We start from the raw sequence: 19,458 nt of genomic DNA on the forward strand, positions 1-19,458 counted from the left end.
AGACGCTGTCGCGACCTTGTACACATGAAGACAGCACTCAGGACGCGCCTGGTCGAGGTGGTCGTCCCGGTACACAACGAGCAGCGGGCGCTGCCGGTGTGCGTGGCCCGGCTGCACGAGCACCTCACGACCTCCTTCCCCTACGGCTTCCGCATCACGATCGCCGACAACGCCAGCTCGGACTCCACCTGGCGGATCGCGCAGGAGCTGGCCGCGCACTACCCCGAGGTGCGAGCCGTCCACCTCGACGAGAAGGGCCGCGGCAGGGCGCTGCGCAGCGTGTGGGCCGGTAGCGACGCCGACGTCGTGAGCTACATGGACGTCGACCTGTCGACCGATCTGGACGCCTTCCTGCCGCTGGTCGCGCCGCTGCTGTCAGGACACAGCGACCTGGCGATCGGCACCCGGCTGGCCAGGACGGCCAACGTGGTGCGCGGGCCCAAGCGCGAGTTCATCTCCAGGGTGTACAACCTGCTGCTGCGCGGGGTCATGGGCGCCCGGTTCTCCGACGCGCAGTGCGGATTCAAGGCCGCGCGCACCGAGATCGCCCAGGCGCTGCTGCCCGCTGTCGAGGATCAGGAGTGGTTCTTCGACACCGAGCTGCTGCTCCTGGCCGAGCGGCACGGCCTGCGCATCCACGAGGTGCCCGTCGACTGGGTGGACGATCCGGACAGCAGGGTCGACATCGTGAAGACGGCCATGGACGACCTGCGCGGCATGACGCGAGTGGCCCGCAAGGCGCTGTCGGGAGCGGCCAACCTCACCGTCCCGCCGCGCGTGCAGCAGGCCGAGCTGCCCCAGGGCATGGCACGGCAGCTGCCCAGCTTCGCGGTCATCGGCGTCGTCAGCACGGTCAGCTACCTGGTGCTCTACTCCCTGCTGCGCCTGGTCGTGCCCGCCTTCGCCGCCAACGCGGTCGCGCTGTTCACCACGGCCGTGGCCAACACCGCCGCCAACCGTCGCTTCACCTTCGGCGTGAAGGGGAGCGCAGGCGTGCTGCGCCACCAGGTCGAAGGGCTGATCGCCTTCCTCGTGGGGCTCGCGCTGACCACAGGCGGGCTGGCCATGGTGCCCGAGGGCGCGCCGCACTGGGTGGAGCTGATGACGGTCATCGTCGCCAACGGGCTCGCCACGCTGGCACGCTTCCTGCTCCTGCGGGTGTGGGTGTTCAACCCGAAGCGGAGGAACGCCCGATGACCGTCACCGCGCAGCCTTCCTCCCCCGGGGCCGAGACGAGCCGTGGATGGCCCGCCCGCGCCCTGCTCGGCCCGGTCGACGATCCGCGCTGGTCGCGGCCCGCCCTGTGGAGCGTGCTCGCCGTCGCCTTCGTCCTGTACGCGTGGGCGCTGAGCGGCATGGCCAACGAGTACTACGCCGCCGCGATCCTGTCGGGGACCAAGAGCTGGAAGGCCTTCTTCTTCGGCGCCCTCGACGCGGGCTCCTTCATCACCGTCGACAAGCCGCCGCTGGCGCTGTGGGTGATGGGCCTGTCGGCGCGGGTGTTCGGGTTCGGCACCTGGAGCATGCTGCTGCCCCAGGCCGTGGCGGGCGTGGCCGCCGTCGCCGTCGTCTCCTCCGCGGTACGGCGCAGCGCGGGCCACGCCGCGGGGCTGGTCGCGGCGCTCGTCATGACGCTGACGCCGATCACGGTGGCGATCAACCGCGACAACAACCCCGACACCGTCCTGGTGCTGCTCCTGGTGACGGGCGCCTGGTTCGCTCTGGAAGCGGTCAGGCGGGGACGGCCGCGCTCGCTGCTGCTGTGCGCGCTGTTCGTGGGGCTGGCGTTCAACACCAAGATGTTGCAGGCCTACCTGGTCGTGCCCGCCTTCGCGCTCGCCTACGCGGTGTTCGCCCGGGCTCCGTTCGCGAAGCGGCTCCTTCACCTGTCGGCGGCCGGCGTCGTTCTGGTGGCCTCCAGCGCGTGGTGGATGGTGATCGTCGACCTGTGGCCCGCCGCGTCACGGCCGTACGTGGGCGGCTCGACGGACAACTCGGTGTGGGACCTGGTCATCGGCTACAACGGGCTCGGCCGGATCTTCGGGCAGGGCGGCGGGCGGGGCGGGCCCTCCTTCGGCGGCGAGCCGGGAGCGGGGCGACTGTTCAACGACGTCATGGCGGGGCAGATCTCGTGGCTGCTGCCGCTCTGCGCGGTGGCGCTGGTGTTCGCGGCGGCGCGGTGGCGGGCGCTGCGGGGGCAGGGGGCGGCGTGGGCGGTGTGGGGCGGCTGGCTGCTGGTCCACTACGCGGTGTTCAGCTTCTCCAGCGGCACCTTCCATCCGTACTACGCCACCGCCATGGCTCCGGCCGTGGCCGCGGTGACCGGGATGGGCGGGGTGCTGATGTGGCGGGCCTACGGGGAGTCGAGGGCGTGGGCGTGGGCGTGGGTACTGCCTGCGTCGGTGGCGCTGACCGGCGCGTGGGCGTTCGTGGTGTTGCGCCGTACGCCCTCGTTCGTGCCGTGGCTGGCGTGGGCGGTGGCGGCCGCGGCGGCGCTCGCGGTCGCCGTACTGATCGTCGCCGCGCTCGGGGCGGGTGCGCCGCGTGCCGGCGGGTCGTGTGCGGGTGGGCCGCGTGCGAGTGGGCCTTGGGCGGGTGCGCCGCGTGCCGGCGGGTCGGGGCGGCGGGGGCCGTGGCGGCCGGCGGCGTGGGCGGTGGCCGTGGCGCTGCTCGCGGGACTGGCGGGGCCCGCGGCGTACGCGGTGACGCCGCTGAGCTCACCGGTCAACGGGACCAACCCGACGGCGGGACCTTCGGGCGGAGCTGATCGTTTCGGCGGCGGCCCTGGCGGGTCCGGCGCGATGGGCCGCCCGCCTGCGGGACAGCAGGGCCAGGACGGCCCGCCTCCCACAGGCCAGTCCGCCCAGTCGGACCAGACCGGCCAGTCGGGCGAGGCCGCACAGCTCGGCCAGTCGGGGTGGAGCGGCCAGTCGGGCGAGGCCGCGCAGGACGGCCAGCCGGGGTGGAGCGGGCAGGACGGGCGGTGGGGCGAGAGCGGGCAGGGTGGGCAGGATGCGGGGCGGATGCGGGGTGGTGGTCCTGGGTGGGAGATCAGCGACGAGCTGACCGCCTATCTGAAGGAGCACCGGAACGGCGCCACCTGGCTCGTCGCGGTCGGCAGCGCGGGGCAGGCCTCGTCGCTCATCCTGGAGACCGGCGAGCCCGTGATCGCGATGGGCGGCTTCACCGGCGCCGACCCCGCGATGACCGCCGATCGGCTGCGGGAGCTCGTCTCCTCAGGGCAGCTGACATACGTCCTGGCCGGCGGTGGCGGCGGGCGGGACGGCGGCAGCGCAGAGGTCACCGCGTGGGTGGAGGAGAACTGCCCGCCCGTGGAGGGACAGGAGGGTCTGTACCGCTGCAGCCCGTGACCCCTCATGACCCAGGGCGGCCTCGGGCGCCGGCCGTTCCGCCATCGGCTACTCTTGGCCGGTGCGACGTGCGGACAGTGCCCGAGGCAGCAGGGCGGACCAGGCTGACCAGCGCAGGGCCGAGCTGCTGGAGGCCACCCGCAAGGTCGTGCTCGAACGGGGGCTGGCCAACACGAGGGTCGCCGACATCGCCAAGGCGGTCAACGTCAGCGGCGGGCTCATCCACTACCATTTCGCCACCAAGGACGAGCTGATCACCGCCATGCTGCGGGCCACGCTCGACATCGAGAGCGCGCGGCTCGACCAGCTCGTCTCCGGCGAGGGCGACGCCGTCGAGCGCCTCGACAGGGTGCTGCGCTTCTACATCCCGCAGTCGCGCTCCGACCAGAGCTGGCTGCTGTGGATCGACGCGTGGAACGCCGCGCTCAGGGAACCCGCGGTCCGCACAATCGTGCTGGAGCTGGAGACGACCTGGATGCGCGCCCTGGAGCAGGTGATCTCCGAGGGCGCCGACTCCGGCGAGTTCACCTGCGAGGATCCCGCGGGGGCGGCCGAACGCATCGACGCGATGCTGGACGGGCTCATCATCCGCTACACGCTCCACCCGAACGTGCTCTCCCGTCCCAGGCTGCTCGAACACGCGCACATGGCCGCGGCCCGCGAGGTCGGCATCTCCCCCGACGCCTTCGCCCCCAAGCCCTGACGCCCCAGCCGTGACGCCGCCGGCTGTGACCGCGTCCTCGGCGACCGCGTCCAACAGCGGTTCGGCACTGTGGTGGCGCTGGATGTCACGGTCATAGGTTTCCGGATCACGGGGTGCGGCCCGGTCAGTGCACAAGATCGCCACGCCCGCTCGGTCCGCGGCCTTTTCGGTACCGTTGAACGGGCCGTGCAGGAGCTGCTTCAACGAGGCGGGCGGTGGCGTTCCACCGACACGGCTCAGCGCCCAGGCAACCGTCACCTCACACCTGGGCCGCCTCATGACCGAACTCCAGCTGTCCAGCCGGGCCCAAACCGTTGTCTTCGCTTACGAGACCGGCCTGATCATCCCCGGATCCAGCCACCACGCCTGAGAGGGGTTGCCGTCGTACTCGCCGATGGTCGGGCGGATGTGGCGTGATCGGCGGTGATCTGTCGAAAGGCCGCCGGACGTCCTCGGTGGACCGGGTAGCGTGGGGAGACCCTCGTGATCGTCACGTACGACGAACGGGTCGCGGCCACCGCGGACCGGCTGATCTCCATGCGCGACGGGATGTTCGTCGACGACACCCGGATGGCCGGCTCCTACACGCGCGGGCTCGGCGGGCTGATCGGGCTGGAGGGCTGAACGTCATGGGCTCCATCGTGCTCGTCATGCGTCTGGTGCTGGCTGACGTGCGCCGGCACAAGGTCCAGGCCGTGATGCTCCTGCTCGCGGTGACCGTGGCCACCGCCACGATGGCCCTGGGCCTGTCCCTGCGCGGCGTGAGCGAGGCGCTGTACGAGCAGACCCGCGCGGCCACCGCCGGGCCGGACGTGGTGGCACTCTCCGGCGACACGGGCCCAGCCGTGACCTCGGCCCTGGTTTCGCTGGCGAACGAGCCCGAAGTCATCGCCCGCCATGGCCCCTATCGCATCGTCTACGCCGACCTCACCACGCGCGATTCCACCTCGTCCCCGTGGTGGTGCACGGCTTCGCCGACAAGCCAGGCGCGGTCAACCGGCCGCTGGTGACCTCGGGTCAGTGGGTACGCTCCGGCGGCACGGTCCTCGAACGCGGCTTCGCCTCCGCGCTGGGCGTCAGCGTCGGCGACCACGTCACCATCGCCGGCCGGTCGTATCCCGTCGTCGGGATCGCCGTGACCGCGGCCACCACGCTGCGGGCCATGCGTACGGCGACCGTCACGGCGCTGGCCGCCACCGCGCGCCAGCCCCGTCACCGCCCCTGGCTCACCGCGCTGTCCGCGCTGCTGCCCACGCCGCTGCTGCTCGGGCTGCGACTGACCGCCCGCCGGCCGGGCCGCGCCGTGCTGCAGGCGTGCTCCACCGCCGCCACAGTGATCGCGATCGTCGCCCTGCTGACCCTCTACGCCCAGCCGGAGAGGGGCTACGGCCTGGACGGCTCCGTCGCCCTGCCCAACCTGCGGGGCGAGCACGACCGCCGGATGATGCTCGCCGTCACCATCCTGCTGATCGCACTCGCCGTCGTGAACACCATCACGTTCACCTGGACCACTGCCATGGAAGCCCGGGCGAACATGGCCATCGCACGTACCCTCGGTGCCACCCCCGGACAGATCGCCAGGGGACTGTCCACCGCCCAGCTTTTGTTCAGTCTCCCCGGCGCCGTCATCGGCGTCCCTCTGGGCATCGGCCTGCTCTCGTTCTTCGCCGCCGGGAATTCGGCGGAACCCCCTTCCTCCTGGCTGCTCGGCGCCGCATGCGCGACCCTCCTGGCGACGGCGGTACTCACCGCTCTCCCCGCACGCCTGGCGGCCCGCCGGCCCGTGGCACAGACCCTCAGCGCCGAAACGGCCTGACCGGCCAGCCCAGTACGCGTCAGCCGTCCTGGCCCGTGTCCGGGGTCGTCCGGCCGCACGCCGGACGGAGCTCCGGCCACCGATGTCGCGCACCCGGGTTCCGGGCGCCATGCGATGATTCTTTACATCATGTAGTGGTCACGTTACGGTATGTAATCACGTGCACTCGAGCAGGAAGGCAGTACATGCCGTTCAGGACCCTCATGACCGTCGCGGCAGCCGTCGCGTTCGTCGCCTCTCCCCTCTCCGGCGGGCCGGCCGCCGCCGGTACGGCGAGCGTGGCCGCGTGCGGATACATCCCGCCGACGTTCACCGACGACCCCGCCTACGAGCACTGCGCGACCGACACCAACGTGTGGATCCGGGTCGATCGCTTCATCCGCGGCGACTACGAGCGCTGCGTGGGCCCGGGCAGGACGAAACTCGACAAGGACGCGGTCAACGCCTGGTACATCGGACAACTCTGCTCCCACCCGGGGGACACGCGCGGCGTGAGCTGACGAGGTTCACGTCCCCAACGGCGGAGCGGGAGGCGAGGTCCCGCCCGCCCGCGGGGGCGTCAGGCGGGAAGGGCGGCCAGGAGGTAGGCCAGGCGGGCGGCGGCGCTGTCGACGTCGTCGATCGTGCCGAGCCGGTAACCCCACGAGGTGACGTAGGCCCCTTCGGGCGAGCAGGTCACGGTCTCGGTCAGGGTGAGCGAGAAGCGGTTGACCACGGAGACGAATGCCGGCTCGCTGGCCAGTGCGAGGTTCTGAACCCGCAGGTCGGCGTGGGTCCCCGCCGCCCTGGCGAATGCCTCGAGGCACAGCATGGTGTCCAGCATCGTGCATCACCTCCGCATCAACTGTGCGCTAGGGTTGCACGATCTTGCTGCGGAATGCAAGCAATTGTGCCCATTAATGTGGCGATTGTTTGCCGTATCCGTTAAGGACGCGCATGATGACCGCTCGACCGGCCTCGTCGAACTCCGCGACCTTGCAGTAGTCCTCGAACAGCCGGCTGTAGAAGCCGATTTCGTGCAGCTCGGTGAGCCGCACCTCCTTGGTGCGCGTCGGCACCAGGACGATTTCCTCGTCGAACATCCAGAAGCCGGTGATCGGCGCCGACGGCATGTCGTGCTCGAAGGGGATGATGCCGAGCCGCACGTTGGGCAGCGTGCTGACCGCGAGCAGCCGGTCGTACTGGCCGCGCATGACGTGGTCGGGCCCCATCTTGGTGCGCAGCGCCCCTTCGGTCATGACGAAGCGGAACGTGCGCGAAGGGTCGTAGAGGATCTCCTGCCGCTGCATGCGCACGCGGACCGAGGAGTCGACCGCCTCGGTGGTCTGGAAGGCGTGCTTGAGGCGAAGCAGCACGTTGCGGGCGTACTCAGCGGTCTGCAGCAGCCCGAGGACGATACCGCCCTCGAAGACCCGCATGGCCTTGGCCTTCGACTCCATCTCCCGGATGTCCTCCTGGATGGAGGCCATCCCGCCGCGATCCTGCTGACCCCAGTCGGCCTGGCGTACGCCGAGGGCGACGGCCAGCGCGAGCAACTGGTCGACGGCGTCGGCGGGCGCGCCGACGCCCTCCGCCCATGCGAGGACGTCCTCCTCGGTCGCCGTCTGGCGGGCGTTCTCCAGGCGCGAGACCTTGGAGGCCTGCCACTGGAGGCGGGCGGCCAAATCCTTGCCCGACAGCTTGGCCGCCTCGCGTAATTGCCGCAATCGAAGCCCGAGGTCGATGCGCGCCTGCTGGAACGTCGTCACGCCGACAGAGAGTAGCCCCGGGTTCGGTTGTCGAACCAGGGGCAGTTTCGCAATCGTGATCAAGCAGTCACAACACTCGGCGGGCGATGTCGACCAGCAGTTCGCGTGGCACCTCCACCGCCCCCTCTCCCTCGAGGACGTCCCTGAGGTCGGCGAGCGCCTCGGGATCGGTGACCTGGAGGCCCTGGACGACGATGGTGCCGCGGTCGGTCTCGTAGAGGGTCGGGCACGCGCCCCCCTCTGACGTGGAGCCGAGGAACCGCATGCGCATGGTGATCCTTCCCCGAACTGCATGACAATTGCGCGCAATTGTAGGGGTCGGATGTCTGTTTATGCCGAAAAATCGCCGTATTTGGTCTTGGCTGCGGCTCTCTTGTCCGGCAGGTACTCGCTCGGCCACAACGCCGAGGGCGAGGGGGTGTAGGAGCGCAACACCCGCCGGGCGATCGACGCCTGGTGCACCTCCGTGGGACCGTCCATGATCCCCATCAGCGGCGCCGCCTGCCACAGCCGCGCCAGCGGCGTGTCCGTCGAGACGCCGAGCGCTCCGTGCAGGTGCATGGCCCGGTAGACGACGTCGTGGAAAACCCTGGCCGCCGCCACCTTGCAGGCCGCGATCTGCGTGCGGGCCTCGCGCGTCGAGGACTGGTCGATCAGCCACGCCGTGTGCAGCACCAGCAGCCTGAACTGCTGGATCTGCAGGTAGGAGTCGGCGATCGCGGCCTGGGTGAGCTGCTTGTCGGCCAGCACCCCGTCCACGGTCCGCCGCGACAGCGCCCGCTCGCACATCATGTCGAAGGCGCGCTTCACGGCCGCGACCGTGCGCATGGCGTGGTGGACCCTGCCGCCGCCGAGCCTCGCCTGGGCCACGGCGAACGCGCCGCCCTCCTCGCCGAGCAGCGCGTCCTCGCCGACCACGACCCGGTCGTAGCGGATGTGGGCGTGGTGTCCCGAGCGCTCGCCCATGGTGCCGATGTTGCGCAGGATCTCCACGCCGGGGGTGCCGGCGGGGACGAGGAACATCGACATCCGCTTGTACGGGTGCGCGTCGGGGTCGGTGACCGCCATGACGATGAGGAAGTCGGCGTTGGCCGCGTTGGAGGTGAAGTACTTCTCCCCGTCCAGGATCCACCCTCCTTCCCCGCGTACGGCCCGCATCGTGAACAGCCGGGGGTCGGAGCCGCCCTGCGGCTCGGTCATCGAGTACGCGGAGAACACCTCGCCCTCCAGGAGCGGCTTCAGGTAGCGCTCCTTCTGCTCGGCGGTGCCGTACATGGCGATGATCTCGGCGTTGCCGGTGTCGGGAGCCTGGCAGCCGAAGATCACCGGAGCCCAGGTGGAGCGGCCGATGAGCTCGTTCATCAGCGCCAGCCTGAGTTGGCCGTAGCCCTGGCCGCCCAGCTCGGGCCCCAGGTGGCAGGCCCACAGGCCCTGCTCGCGCACCTGCCGCTTCAGCGGGTCGACGATCTTTCTCAGCCGTTCGTCGAGCTTCTGGTAGGCCTGCCCGGGAAAGGCGAGATCGAGCGGCTCGACCTCCTCTCTGATGAAGACGTCCATCCAGTCCAGCTTGGCCTGGAACTCAGGCTCTACCGAGAAATCCATGTTTGCGCCCTCGCGAACAGGTCCAGGGTGGTCTGATGAAGAAGGTCACCGATGTCCTTGGGCGCCTTGCCCGCGCAGGCCCGCGCGTGGGTGCCCTCCAGCACGATGCCGAGCTTGAAACAGGCCATGACGACGTACCAGTCGACCGCCGACAGGTCCCGCTCGGACAGCTCGGCGTAGCAGGCGATCAGTTCCTCCGGCGCGGGCAGCTCGGGCAGTTGCTCCCGGGCGGACGGCAGCGTGGCCACCAGCCAGCCGAGGTCGAGCAGCGGGTCGCCGATCGTGCACATCTCCCAGTCGACGATCGCCGCCACCCAGGGTCCCTCGCGCGAGAACATCAGGTTGGCCAGGTGGTAGTCGCCGTGCATGATCCCCGGCGTGAACGCGGCCGGGGTGTGGCGCTCCAGCCACGCGGCGGTCTCGCGCAGCCGCGGGATCTCGGGGCCTGGGTAGCCGTCCAGCCTGCCGTAGGACTCCAGCTCGCCCATCCAGCGCGGCACCTGCCGCTCGAGGAACCCCTCGGGCCTGCCGAAACCGGGCAGCACGGCGGGGGAGACCCTGCCGAGCGCGGCGAGCGCGACGGCCGCCTCCAGTCCCATCCGCTGCCTGATCGCCGGGTCGGAGGCGTGCGGCTCGGGCAGCCCGAGGGTGGGGTTGAACCCGTCGACCGGCTCCATCAGGTAGAAGACCGGTTCCTGCTCCGTCTGCGCGGCCACCAGCCTGGGCGCCGGGACGTCCGTCCCGTCGAGCGCGGCCAGCACCCGCGCCTCACGGCGCAGCACCTCGTTGCTCTTCGCCCGTACGTGCAGCGGCGGCCTGCGCAGCACGTACGGCACGCCGCCCCTCTCGAAGCGGACCATGACGTTCTGCGTGCCGCCGGGAACCGGTTGGACCTGCTCGAAGCGGCCGCGGGGCAGGTCATGGGCGTCCATCCACGCGCCGAGCACGTCGAAGTCGATCAGGCTGAGGTCGATGTGCGAGGAGCTCGTTGCCACCCCAGAACCGAACCATGTTCTGGTTGCTGGGTCAACCCAGGGCCTGCATCGTCGGCGTGAAGAGCCGCCTGAAGTCGCCGGGCATGCCGTCGCCATGGACCATCGCGCTGGTGCCGAAGTAGTGGCTCACGCCATGCTCGGCGGCCCACGCCACCAACTCGGGGTGGCGCTCGTCGAGATCGAGACGCACCGGCAGCTCGACGCCCGCGACCAGGTCGGCGATGAGGTCGCGTGCGGTGGCAGGGTCGTCGGCGACGACGGGGCCGACGACGAGCGTGTCGTCGTTGCGCCACACGCCGCCGAAGCCGGTCACGCGCCCCCCTGACTCGGCCACCCTGACGCGTTCGTGGAAGGCAGGCATCCTGCGCAGCACCGCCGATCGGTCGGCGCCGAACGGCCCGGCGTCGTATGCCACGATGGCCTCGACGTCGTCGGGGTCCTTGACCTCGCGGGTGACGCCGGGCGCCTGCCCCGTGAAGTGCCCCTTGTGGGTGACGACGCCGGAGATCGTGCGGAAACCGACCCGCTCGTAGAGGGGGCGGCCGTTCTCGGTCGCGTGCAGCGACACCGTCCTGCCGGACGCCCGTGCCAGGACGTGGTCCATGAGCCTGCGGGCCATGCCCTGCCTGGCGTACCTGGAGGCGGTGAGGACCATGCTGATCACGGCGTGGTCGTCGCCGTACAGGGTGACGACGGTGGTGGCGGCCAGCCCTTCGCCGTCGGGGGCGTCGATGCCGTAGGCCTCCCCGACCTCCAGCAGGAAGCGCCACTTGTGCCTCTCGGGACCCCAGTCGCGGCTCACGGCCAGCGCGGCGCAGGCGTCCAGGTCGGATTCATCCAGTCGGCGGATCTGCATGCGGGCCATCCTGGCGGACACCGGCCAACCGCGACAAACCGGCCGGCGAGCCGCCCACGGCGATGGCGGCGGCGTGGAAGGCGGGAAACCACGTCGCCAGGTCGAGCAGCAGGAACGGGACGGCGACCACGAGCACACCCGCCGGGTACAGGGCCGAGCGACGGCTGTCGCTCCACCGCCTGAGCAGCGAGACCAGCACGAGCAGCGCCGACGCGGGGATCAGGAACAACGCGCCGAACCCGGCGGCGTCCTCGATCGGCGCGGGAAGGGCGACGGGGTTGCCTCCCGTGCCGCCGTCGCCGCGCGGCCAGTCGAACGTGGCCACGGCGACGGCCAGGCACCCGATGGTCAGCACCGAGAGCCAGATCAGCCACGGCCACGCGGGACGCCCGTCCGGGAAGAGCGCGGTGACCAGCAGCAGGGGCGCCATCACCTGCGGCACCCAGATCCAGTGGTGCAGCCAGTCCTCGAGGCCGACATCCGAGCCCGAGTCGATGTGCAGCCCCGGCAACTGGCTCAGCATGCCGACGACGCCCAGCAGGCCGCCGAACATGAAGATCATCCCGATGGTCCTGGTGTCGCGCATGGCGCCGGTCCACGCCCCCGCGAGCAGCATCACCGCGGCCCGCGCGGCCTCCGCCCCCACCTCGTCGGAGAAGACGCCGAACCCGGCTCGTACGGCGCAGCACACCACCACGGTCGCGATGCCCGATGCCGCCACGATCCAGAAGCGCACATGGCTTTTATAGCAAATGCGTAACGATGGGCGAATGGAATGTGTTGTCGGAATTGATGTCGGCGGGACGACGATGAAGGGCGGACTCGTCCGCGACGGTTCCGTCCTCCACGCCGAACGCCGCCCCACCCCGCGTGCCGAAGGGCCCGGCGCGGTGATCGCCGCGATCTCCGCCTTCGTCGCCGACCTGGCGGCGCCGCGCGGGGAACTGCGGCCCACGGCGGTGGGGCTGGCCGTCCCCGGCCTGGTCACGCCCACCCACGCGGTGTTCTCCGCCGCGTTCGGCTGGCGTGACGTGCCCGCCGAGGCCTTCGCCGACGTGCCGCTGCCTGTCGTGCTGGGCCACGACGTGCGCTCGGCGGGCGCGGCCGAGCTCGCGTACGGCGCGGCCCGCGCCGAGCCGAACGTGCTGTTCCTGCCCATCGGGACCGGCATCGCGGGCGCGATGGCGCTCGACGGCGCCCTCTACGGCGGCGCCGCCGGCTGGGCCGGGCAGATCGGCCACATCCCGGTCCATCCGGACGGCCTGCCGTGCGGATGCGGACAGCGCGGCTGTCTGGCCGCCTACGCCTCGGCGTCGGCCATCGCGGCCCGCTGCGGCGAGACCTCGGCCGCCGCCGTGGTCTCGCGCACCGACCAGGAGGCCCGCCAGGTGTGGGACGAGGCCGTGGACGCGCTCGCCCTCGCCTTGGCCACCTACACGCTGCTGCTGGATCCCGCGCTGGTCGTCATCGGCGGCGGGCTCGCGCAGGCGGGGGAGGCGCTGGTGGGACCGCTGCGCGCGCGGCTGGCCGCGCGCCTGGCGTTCAGGCGCCCGCCCGGGGTGGAGGTGTCGGCACTCGGCACGCAGGCGGGACTCCTCGGCGCCGCCCTCCTCGCCACCCGCGCCACCGCCTGAGTCCCGGAGCGCGTTCGCAGCGTCGCGACGGTGCGACGACGCCAGGTCGCCTGGGCGCCTCAGCGCAGGAACGCCTCCGGCACCTCCACGGTCCGGGCGCGCAACTCCTCACCGAGCGCCTTGGCCTGCGGGTCGAGCCGGGTGCTCGCCGCGACGCCCCTGCCCAGCAGCCCGTGGACGACGAAGTTCAGCGCATGGAGTTTGGGCAGCTCGTACCGCTCCACCGTCAACCCCTCCAGCGAGGGAAGCAGCGCCACGAGCCGCTCGGCGGTCAGCGTCCCAGCCAGCCAGCCGTACTCCTCGGGTGTCCGCACCCAGACACCCAGGTTCGCGTTGCCTCCCTTGTCGCCCGATCGGGCTCCGGCGACCCGGCCCAGCGGCGCGGCCACGGTCGGCACGCCGGCCCCGTCCCACCGCGGCACCGTGGGCTCGGCGGGCACGCGCACCCCCGCGTCCGGCCGCTCGGCGGCGCCCGGTTGTCTGGAAGCGTCCGGCCACCTGGAAACGTCCGGTTGTCTGGAAGCGTCCGGCCACTCGGAAACGTCCGGCCGCTCGGAAGGGGTGAACGCGACCTCTTCGCCGTCCACGAAGACCCGGGGGCGGACGTCGGCGGCGGGGACCAGCGTCGGCCAGTAGACGCCGTAGGGGGAGGCATCCCCTGGCGGGGTCAGCCCGTAGAAGCCCGGATAGCTGGCCAGCCCCGTCTCCACCACCGCCGAGGAGAAGACCCGCCCGGCCCTGCGCGCGTCCCGGTCCATGACGGTGATCCGCAGCAGCGGCGGGTCGAAGGAGACGTCCACCGACTCGAACGACTCGCGCGGCGTCCGCGCCCAGATCGCCTCCTGGGCCACCCTGGCCTTCTCCTCCAGATCGAGGCCGGTCAGCACGAGAGTCATCGTGTTGCGGTAGCCGCCCAGGTAGTTGACCGCCACCTTGAGCGTGCCTGGCGGCGGTTCGCCCCTGACCCCCGACACCCGCACCCTGTCCAGGCCCTCCTGCGACAGCTCGATGGTGTCGAAGCGGGCCACCACGTCGGGCCCGAGGTAGCGCGGCGAGCCGATCTCGTACAGCAGCTGCGCCGTGACCGTGCCGACCGAGACCATGCCGCCGGTGCCGGGATGCTTGGTGATCACCGAGGAGCCGTCCTCGTGCAGCTCGACGAGGGGGAAGCCGCAATGGGCCAGGTCGGGCACCTCGTGGAAGAAGGAGTAGTTGCCGCCCGTCGCCTGGCAGCCGCACTCGATGACGTGCCCCGCCACGACCGAGCCCGCCAGCGCGTCCAGGTCGTCGGGCCGCCAGCCGTACCGCCAGATGCCGGGGCCGGTGACGAGGGCGGCGTCGGTGACCCTGCCGGTGACGACCACGTCGGCGCCCGCCGACAGGGCCGCGGCGATGGGGCGGGCGCCGAGGTAGGCGTTGGCGGTCAGGACGGGCTCGGCGAGCTTCTCGCCGGTGTCGAGGTTGACCAGGTCGAGATCGTGCCCGGTGACGTCGTCGCCGGTGACGTAGGCGACCTTCGCGCCGAGGCCCAGCTGCCGGATCGCCGCCGCGCAGCCTTCGGGGTCGAGCCCTCCGGCGTTGGAGACGACCTTGATGCCGCGCTCGAGGCAGGTCCCGAGCACCTGCTCCATCTGCTTGACGAAGGTCGGCGCGTAGCCAGGGCGGCCCTTCATCCGGTTGCCCGCGAGAATCAGCATCGTCAGCTCGGCCAGCCAATCGCCGGTGAGCACGTCGATCGGGCCGCCCTCGACCATCTCGCGGGCGGCCGACAGGCGGTCGCCGTAGAAGCCGCTGCAGTTGGCGATCCTCAGCACCACTTCGGCGGCCTCTTCTCCATGAAGGCGGCGATGCCCTCCTGGCCCTCCTCGGAGGTGAAACGCTGGGCCGACAGCGCGGCCATCTGCCTGAGCCCCTCCTCGAACGAGACCGAGGGAAGGTCACGCACCAGGCGCTTGGTGATCGCCAACGCCTCGGGGCCGCCCTTGACCAGCATGTCGGCGTAGTGGGCGACCGTGGCGTCGAGCTCCTGCATCGGGACGGCCTTGTTGATCAGGCCGATCTCCTGGGCCCTGGTCGCGTCGAACACCTCGCCCGTCATGAGGTACTCGGCCGCGGCCCTGGCCTCCAGCCGCCGCAGCACGGGCACCGAGATCATCGCGGGCACCACGCCCAGCCGCACCTCGGAGAAGGCGAACGACGCGGTCAGCGGCGCGATCGCGAAGTCGCAGGAGGCCACCAGGCCGAGCCCGCCCGCCCTCGCGGTGCCGTTCATGCGGCAGATGACCGGCTTCGGGCTCTCCCAGATCAGCGCCATGATCTCGGGGAACGAGGCTGTCACGGGGGCGTCGCTCACACCGCGAGCGGGCTCGATGCGCTGCTCCTTCAGGTCCGCCCCTGAGCAGAACACCGTGCCGGTGCCGGTCAGCACGATGACCCGCACCTCCGGCTCGGCCAGCGCCCAGTTCAGCCGGTCCTCCAGATCGCCCAGCAGCCGCACCGACAGCGCGTTGCGGTTGGGCGGCGAGTCCAGGGTGATGGTGGCGATGCCACCCTCCAACTCCTTGTGGACCAGGCGCGTCATGCTTCCCCTTCCTCGATGATCGCGAGCACGGCTTCCGCCTCGACCTGCGAGCCCTTCTCCACCATGACGGCGGAGACGACCCCGTCGGCGGGCGCGGCGATCTGATGCTCCATTTTCATCGCTTCGAGCACCAGCACCACCTGGCCCTTGGCCACAGCCTCGCCCTGCTCGACCTCGACCCGCAGCACGCTACCCGGCATGGGCGCCAGCAGGGAGCCCGGAGCGTGGTGTTCGGCGGGTTCGGGCAGGCGGGAGAGCGGAGTGAGCCTGGTGTCGCCGACGTAGACGCGGGCGCCGTGGTGCGCGACGGCGAACGCGCGGCGCATCCCGCCGACCTCGACGACCACCTGGTACGGCGTCGCGCTCACGACGGTCACCTCGTCGGGCACCGGGTCGTAGCAGACCTCGATCTCCTCGAACCTGGCCACCCGCGGCTGCGACCGGACGTTGCGCCACCCGGAGGGCAGGCTCCGCTGCACGGTCGCGGCTTCCCTGTTGCGGGCCGCCGTGGCCAGTGCCGCCGCGAGCGCCTCCAGTTCGGTGGGCGCGGCCGGGCCGCCGAGGTCGTACTCGTCGAGGAAGCCCGTGTGCGTGTCGCCGCCGGCGAACGCCGGATGCGCCAGGACGCTCCGCAGCAGGGCGCGGTTGGTGACCAGGCCGTGGACGCGGGACCTGTCCAGCGAGGCGGTCAGCTTCCTGATCGCCTCGGCGCGGCTCGCGCCGTACGCGATGATCTTCGCAAGCATCGGGTCGTAGTGGGTGGACACGACGGAGCCCGACTCGACGCCCGAGTCCACCCGGACAGGGCCGGGGATCTCGAACAGCTCGACCACTCCCGACTGGGGCAGGTGGGAGGCGTCCTCCGCGTACAGCCTGACCTCGACCGCATGGCCCCTCGGCGCGGGTCCCCGACCGGGCAGTGGCGCCCCTTCGGCGACGCGCAGCTGCAGCTCGACCAGGTCCACGCCGTAGACCAGCTCGGTGACGGGGTGCTCGACCTGGAGGCGGGTGTTCATCTCCAGGAAGGCGATCGTGTCGTCCTTGAGCAGGAACTCCACCGTCCCCGCGCCGACGTAGCCGATCTTCGCGGCGGCCGCGACGGCCGCCGACTCCAGCCGTTCGCGCAGCTCGGGGGAGACGGCGGGGGAGGGGCACTCCTCCACCACCTTCTGATGGCGGCGCTGGATCGAGCACTCGCGCTCGCCGAGCGCCCACACCGTCCCGTGGACGTCGGCGAGGATCTGCACCTCGACGTGGCGGGGGCGTTCGAGCAGCGGTTCGACGAACACCGTGCCCTCGCCGAACGCCGACTCGGCCTCCCTGCTCGCCGCGGCGACGGCCGCGTCGAGCTCGCCGGGAGTCCTGACGACCCGCATACCGCGCCCGCCGCCGCCCGCCGCCGCCTTGACCAGCAGCGGGTAGCGCCAGCCCGCCCCTTCGCCCTCGCGGGCCGCCTCGACGGGCAGCGACGGCAGGACGGGCACGCCCGCCTCGGCCATGAGGCGCTTGGCCTCGATCTTGGAGCCCATCGCGGCGATCGCCTCAGGAGGCGGGCCCACCCAGGTCAGGCCCGCGTCGATCACGGCCGCGGCGAAGGCCGCGTTCTCCGACAGGAACCCGTAGCCGGGGTGCACCGCGTCGGCGCCCGACCGCTTCGCGGCCTCGACGAGGGTCTCGACGTCGAGGTACGACAGCGGCCTGCCGAGCCGCACGGCCAGGTCGGCCTCGGTCACGTGCGGCGCGTCCTCGTCCACGTCGGAGAAGACGGCGACGGTCTCGACACCGAGCTCGCGACACGTGCGGAAGATCCTGCGGGCGATCTCGCCCCTGTTGGCGACCAGCAGCCTGCTGATCGTGCCGTGCGTCGCGGTCATGGCCTGAACACCCCGAATCCGGCCGCCTCCGGCACGGCCGCGCTGTTGATCGCCGACAGGCACAGCCCGAGCACCGTGCGGGTGTCGCGCGGGTCGATCACCCCGTCGTCGTACAGCCTGCCCGACAGGAAGAACGGCAGCGACTCCTGCTCGATCTGCGCCTCCACCATGGCCCGCATCGCCGCGTCGGCCTCCTCGTCGTAGACCTGCCCGCGTGCCTGCGCCGCCTGCCGTCCGACGATCGACAGCACGCCCGCCAGCTGCGCGGGACCCATCACGGCCGATTTGGCGCTCGGCCAGGCGAACAGGAAGCGGGGGTCGTAGGCGCGCCCGCACATGCCGTAGTTGCCCGCGCCGTAGGACGCGCCCATCACCACGGTCAGGTGCGGAACCGTCGAGTTCGACACCGCGTTGATCATCATCGCGCCGTGCTTGATGATGCCGCCCTGCTCGTACTCCTTGCCGACCATGTAGCCGGTCGTGTTCTGCAGGAACAGCAGCGGCGTGCGCGTCTGGCCGGCGAGCTGGATGAACTGCGTGGCCTTCTGCGCCTCCTCGCTGAACAGCACGCCGCGCGCGTTGGCCAGGATCCCGATCGGATAGCCGTGCAGGGTCGCCCACCCGGTCACCAGGCTGGGCCCGTAGAGCGGTTTGAACTCCTCGAACTCGCTGCCGTCGACGATCCTGGCGATCACCTCGCGCGGGTCGAAGGGCACCTTCAGGTCCTCGGGGACGATTCCCCTGAGCTCCTCCGCCGCGTACCTCGGCTCCCGCACGGCTCGCGGTCCGGCGCCCAGCTTGCGCCACCGCAACGACTTCACGATGCTCCTGCCGATGCGCAGGGCGTCGTGCTCGTCGGCGGCCAGGTAGTCGGCCAGGCCGCTGACGCGCGCGTGCATCTCGGCCCCGCCGAGCGACTCGTCGTCGGACTCCTCGCCCGTGGCCATCTTGACCAGCGGCGGGCCGCCGAGGAACACCTTCGCGCGCTCCTTGACCATCACCACGTAGTCGCTCATCCCCGGCACGTAGGCGCCGCCCGCCGTGGAGTTGCCGAAGACCAGCGCGATCGTCGGGACGCCCGCGGCCGACAGCCGCGTCAGGTCCCTGAAGACCTGCCCTCCGGGGATGAAGATCTCCTTCTGCGTCGGCAGGTCGGCGCCACCCGACTCCACCAGGTTGACGTACGGCAGGCGGTTGCGCAGCGCGATGTCGGCCGCCCGCAGCGTCTTCTTCAGCGTCCACGGGTTGGACGCGCCACCTCGGACCGTAGGGTCGCTGGCGGTGATCACGCACTCGACGCCCTCGATGACGCCGATCCCTGTCACCACGCTCGCGCCGACGGGGAAGTCGCTTCCCCACGCCGCCAGCGGGGACAGCTCGAGGAAGGCGGAGTCGGGGTCGACCAGCAGCTCGATCCGCTCCCTCGCCAGGAGCTTGCCGCGCCTGCGGTGGCGGTCCACGTACTTCTCGCCGCCCCCCGCGACGGCCTTGCCGTGCTCGGCGTCCAGGTCGGCCAGCTTGGCGAGCATGGCGCGCCTGCGCGCCTGGTACGCGGGGTCGGCGGTGTCCAGCCTGCTGATGATCACCTGTCCTCCTTCCTGTCGGTCTCTGTCATGCATCCCTCGCCGCCCTGCCCACGGTCGACGTAGGGGACAGGCCCGGAAGTTGACGGTGACGTCAGGCCGATCGCCCGGGCCCAGAGCCTGGTCAGGTGGTCGACGGCCGTGCGCTCGTCGGCGCGCTCGCCCAGATCCAGCCAGACGTGGGCGAAGTGCTCGACCATGCCGCCCAGCATGATCGCCGTCAGCCTGGGGTCGAGCGTGGGATCGGCCAGGCCCTGTTCCTGCAGCCTGCGCAGGCCCTCGGCGCCCCGCCTGACGAACACCTCCCTGAGCTCCAGCAGCAGCCCGCGGAAGCGGTCGTCGCCGGTCGCGATGTGCTCCAGCATCCTGAGCAGCCGGGAGTTGGCCGCCCACGCGCGCAGGTAGAGCAGGTTCGCGGCCTCGACACGGGCGTACGGGTCGTCGGGGACGGTGGGGCCGACGACGCTCGCGGTGAACATCTCGCCCACCGCCGCGCCCGCCACCTCGCCGAACAGCGCCTCTTTGGAGTCGAAGTAGGTGTAGAAGGTGCCGTGCGAGACTCCGGCCCTGGCGCAGACGTCGTCGATGCGCACGGCGTCGTACCCGTGCTCCTCGAACGCCTCGCGCCCGGCCTGGAGCAGGGCGGCCCTGGTCCGCCGCCCGCGAGCGGTCAGCGCCTCAGACTTGACGATCAC

General features: G+C 71.4%; 20 protein-coding genes. 8 read left to right on the forward strand and 12 right to left on the reverse strand.

All coding sequences use genetic code 11. The features are described from left to right. Positions 1–24: 24 nt before the first annotated feature. The 7 genes from ACFSKW_RS22335 (at position 25) to ACFSKW_RS22365 (ending at position 6,390) form a co-directional block, all read left to right on the forward strand. Positions 25–1,197, forward strand: coding sequence for a bifunctional glycosyltransferase family 2/GtrA family protein (locus tag ACFSKW_RS22335; RefSeq protein WP_379574257.1), 1,173 nt, complete (start codon positions 25–27; stop codon positions 1,195–1,197). Next, positions 1,194–3,371, forward strand: a complete 2,178-nt coding sequence (locus ACFSKW_RS22340) for a glycosyltransferase family 39 protein (protein ID WP_379574258.1) — start codon at positions 1,194–1,196, stop codon at positions 3,369–3,371. The genes ACFSKW_RS22335 and ACFSKW_RS22340 overlap by 4 nt, the downstream gene beginning before the upstream one ends. 61 nt (positions 3,372–3,432) lie before the next feature. Then, the gene (locus ACFSKW_RS22345) at positions 3,433–4,074 is read left to right on the forward strand and encodes a TetR/AcrR family transcriptional regulator (protein ID WP_379574259.1); all 642 of its coding nucleotides are present in this window, start codon (positions 3,433–3,435) and stop codon (positions 4,072–4,074) included. Positions 4,075–4,557: 483 nt separating this feature from the next. Next, positions 4,558–4,698: a hypothetical protein gene (locus tag ACFSKW_RS22350; RefSeq protein ID WP_379574260.1), complete on the forward strand. Its 141-nt coding sequence runs from the start codon at positions 4,558–4,560 to the stop codon at positions 4,696–4,698. A 5-nt stretch (positions 4,699–4,703) separates the two neighbouring features. Continuing rightward, complete coding sequence (locus ACFSKW_RS22355; protein ID WP_379574261.1) at positions 4,704–5,084, forward strand: hypothetical protein; 381 nt, start codon at positions 4,704–4,706, stop codon at positions 5,082–5,084. Further along, complete coding sequence (locus tag ACFSKW_RS22360) at positions 5,030–5,890, forward strand: FtsX-like permease family protein (RefSeq protein ID WP_379574262.1); 861 nt, start codon at positions 5,030–5,032, stop codon at positions 5,888–5,890. Before ACFSKW_RS22355 ends, ACFSKW_RS22360 begins: the two co-directional genes overlap by 55 nt. 185 nt (positions 5,891–6,075) lie before the next feature. After that, complete coding sequence (locus ACFSKW_RS22365) at positions 6,076–6,390, forward strand: DUF6355 family natural product biosynthesis protein (RefSeq protein ID WP_379574263.1); 315 nt, start codon at positions 6,076–6,078, stop codon at positions 6,388–6,390. A gap of 59 nt (positions 6,391–6,449) precedes the next feature. Here the strand turns inward: ACFSKW_RS22365 and ACFSKW_RS22370 are convergent, their stop codons facing one another. From ACFSKW_RS22370 to ACFSKW_RS22400, 7 genes are all read right to left on the reverse strand, one after another. Then, a complete protein-coding gene (locus ACFSKW_RS22370; RefSeq protein ID WP_379574264.1) occupies positions 6,450–6,713 on the reverse strand; it encodes a hypothetical protein in 264 nt (87 codons plus the stop codon). 73 nt (positions 6,714–6,786) lie between these two features. After that, entirely contained in the window at positions 6,787–7,638 is an 852-nt protein-coding gene (locus tag ACFSKW_RS22375; RefSeq protein ID WP_379574265.1) for a helix-turn-helix domain-containing protein, read from the reverse strand. 67 nt (positions 7,639–7,705) lie between these two features. After that, positions 7,706–7,909 carry a hypothetical protein gene (locus ACFSKW_RS22380; protein ID WP_379574266.1) on the reverse strand — a complete coding sequence of 68 codons (204 nt, stop codon included), beginning with the start codon at positions 7,907–7,909 and terminating at the stop codon, positions 7,706–7,708. Between the two features lie 59 nt (positions 7,910–7,968). Further along, positions 7,969–9,240 carry an acyl-CoA dehydrogenase family protein gene (locus ACFSKW_RS22385; protein ID WP_379574267.1) on the reverse strand — a complete coding sequence of 424 codons (1,272 nt, stop codon included), beginning with the start codon at positions 9,238–9,240 and terminating at the stop codon, positions 7,969–7,971. Further along, positions 9,225–10,235 (reverse strand): phosphotransferase family protein, encoded by a 1,011-nt coding sequence (locus ACFSKW_RS22390; RefSeq protein WP_379574268.1) that lies wholly within the window; start codon positions 10,233–10,235, stop codon positions 9,225–9,227. Before ACFSKW_RS22390 ends, ACFSKW_RS22385 begins: the two co-directional genes overlap by 16 nt. A gap of 31 nt (positions 10,236–10,266) precedes the next feature. Next, the gene (locus tag ACFSKW_RS22395; protein WP_379574269.1) at positions 10,267–11,091 is read right to left on the reverse strand and encodes a GNAT family N-acetyltransferase; all 825 of its coding nucleotides are present in this window, start codon (positions 11,089–11,091) and stop codon (positions 10,267–10,269) included. After that, positions 11,069–11,827, reverse strand: coding sequence for a hypothetical protein (locus tag ACFSKW_RS22400; protein ID WP_379574270.1), 759 nt, complete (start codon positions 11,825–11,827; stop codon positions 11,069–11,071). The genes ACFSKW_RS22395 and ACFSKW_RS22400 overlap by 23 nt, the downstream gene beginning before the upstream one ends. A 34-nt stretch (positions 11,828–11,861) precedes the next feature. On the opposite strand from ACFSKW_RS22400, the gene ACFSKW_RS22405 reads away from it, so the two are divergent. Then, positions 11,862–12,725, forward strand: a complete 864-nt coding sequence (locus ACFSKW_RS22405) for an ROK family protein (protein ID WP_379574272.1) — start codon at positions 11,862–11,864, stop codon at positions 12,723–12,725. A gap of 59 nt (positions 12,726–12,784) precedes the next feature. Here the strand turns inward: ACFSKW_RS22405 and ACFSKW_RS22410 are convergent, their stop codons facing one another. Genes ACFSKW_RS22410 through ACFSKW_RS22430 form a run of 5 tightly spaced genes read right to left on the reverse strand, consistent with a single transcriptional unit; the run spans position 12,785 to position 19,458 of the window. Beyond that, a complete protein-coding gene (locus ACFSKW_RS22410; RefSeq protein ID WP_379574273.1) occupies positions 12,785–14,542 on the reverse strand; it encodes an acyclic terpene utilization AtuA family protein in 1,758 nt (585 codons plus the stop codon). Then, entirely contained in the window at positions 14,533–15,306 is a 774-nt protein-coding gene (locus ACFSKW_RS22415; protein WP_379574274.1) for an enoyl-CoA hydratase-related protein, read from the reverse strand. Before ACFSKW_RS22415 ends, ACFSKW_RS22410 begins: the two co-directional genes overlap by 10 nt. After that, complete coding sequence (locus ACFSKW_RS22420) at positions 15,303–17,180, reverse strand: ATP-binding protein (RefSeq protein WP_379574275.1); 1,878 nt, start codon at positions 17,178–17,180, stop codon at positions 15,303–15,305. The genes ACFSKW_RS22415 and ACFSKW_RS22420 overlap by 4 nt, the downstream gene beginning before the upstream one ends. After that, positions 17,177–18,799, reverse strand: coding sequence for an acyl-CoA carboxylase subunit beta (locus ACFSKW_RS22425; RefSeq protein ID WP_379574276.1), 1,623 nt, complete (start codon positions 18,797–18,799; stop codon positions 17,177–17,179). Before ACFSKW_RS22425 ends, ACFSKW_RS22420 begins: the two co-directional genes overlap by 4 nt. Continuing rightward, entirely contained in the window at positions 18,763–19,458 is a 696-nt protein-coding gene (locus tag ACFSKW_RS22430; protein WP_379574277.1) for a TetR/AcrR family transcriptional regulator, read from the reverse strand. Before ACFSKW_RS22430 ends, ACFSKW_RS22425 begins: the two co-directional genes overlap by 37 nt.

It is taken from the genome of Nonomuraea mangrovi (assembly GCF_042681425.1).
Lineage (GTDB): Bacteria > Actinomycetota > Actinomycetes > Streptosporangiales > Streptosporangiaceae > Nonomuraea > Nonomuraea mangrovi.

Excerpts from the sequence above, each read along its gene's own strand:
- ACFSKW_RS22335 (WP_379574257.1), top strand. The coding sequence starts at position 25 with ATGAAGACAGCACTCAGGACGCGCCTGGTCGAGGTGGTCGTCCCGGTA.
- ACFSKW_RS22340 (WP_379574258.1), top strand. The coding sequence starts at position 1,194 with ATGACCGTCACCGCGCAGCCTTCCTCCCCCGGGGCCGAGACGAGCCGT.
- ACFSKW_RS22355 (WP_379574261.1), top strand. The coding sequence starts at position 4,704 with ATGGGCTCCATCGTGCTCGTCATGCGTCTGGTGCTGGCTGACGTGCGC.
- ACFSKW_RS22365 (WP_379574263.1), top strand. The coding sequence starts at position 6,076 with ATGCCGTTCAGGACCCTCATGACCGTCGCGGCAGCCGTCGCGTTCGTC.
- ACFSKW_RS22370 (WP_379574264.1), bottom strand. The coding sequence starts at position 6,713 with ATGCTGGACACCATGCTGTGCCTCGAGGCATTCGCCAGGGCGGCGGGG.
- ACFSKW_RS22380 (WP_379574266.1), bottom strand. The coding sequence starts at position 7,909 with ATGCGCATGCGGTTCCTCGGCTCCACGTCAGAGGGGGGCGCGTGCCCG.
- ACFSKW_RS22385 (WP_379574267.1), bottom strand. The coding sequence starts at position 9,240 with ATGGATTTCTCGGTAGAGCCTGAGTTCCAGGCCAAGCTGGACTGGATG.
- ACFSKW_RS22395 (WP_379574269.1), bottom strand. The coding sequence starts at position 11,091 with ATGCAGATCCGCCGACTGGATGAATCCGACCTGGACGCCTGCGCCGCG.
- ACFSKW_RS22405 (WP_379574272.1), top strand. The coding sequence starts at position 11,862 with ATGGAATGTGTTGTCGGAATTGATGTCGGCGGGACGACGATGAAGGGC.
- ACFSKW_RS22415 (WP_379574274.1), bottom strand. The coding sequence starts at position 15,306 with ATGACGCGCCTGGTCCACAAGGAGTTGGAGGGTGGCATCGCCACCATC.
- ACFSKW_RS22420 (WP_379574275.1), bottom strand. The coding sequence starts at position 17,180 with ATGACCGCGACGCACGGCACGATCAGCAGGCTGCTGGTCGCCAACAGG.
- ACFSKW_RS22425 (WP_379574276.1), bottom strand. The coding sequence starts at position 18,799 with ATGCATGACAGAGACCGACAGGAAGGAGGACAGGTGATCATCAGCAGG.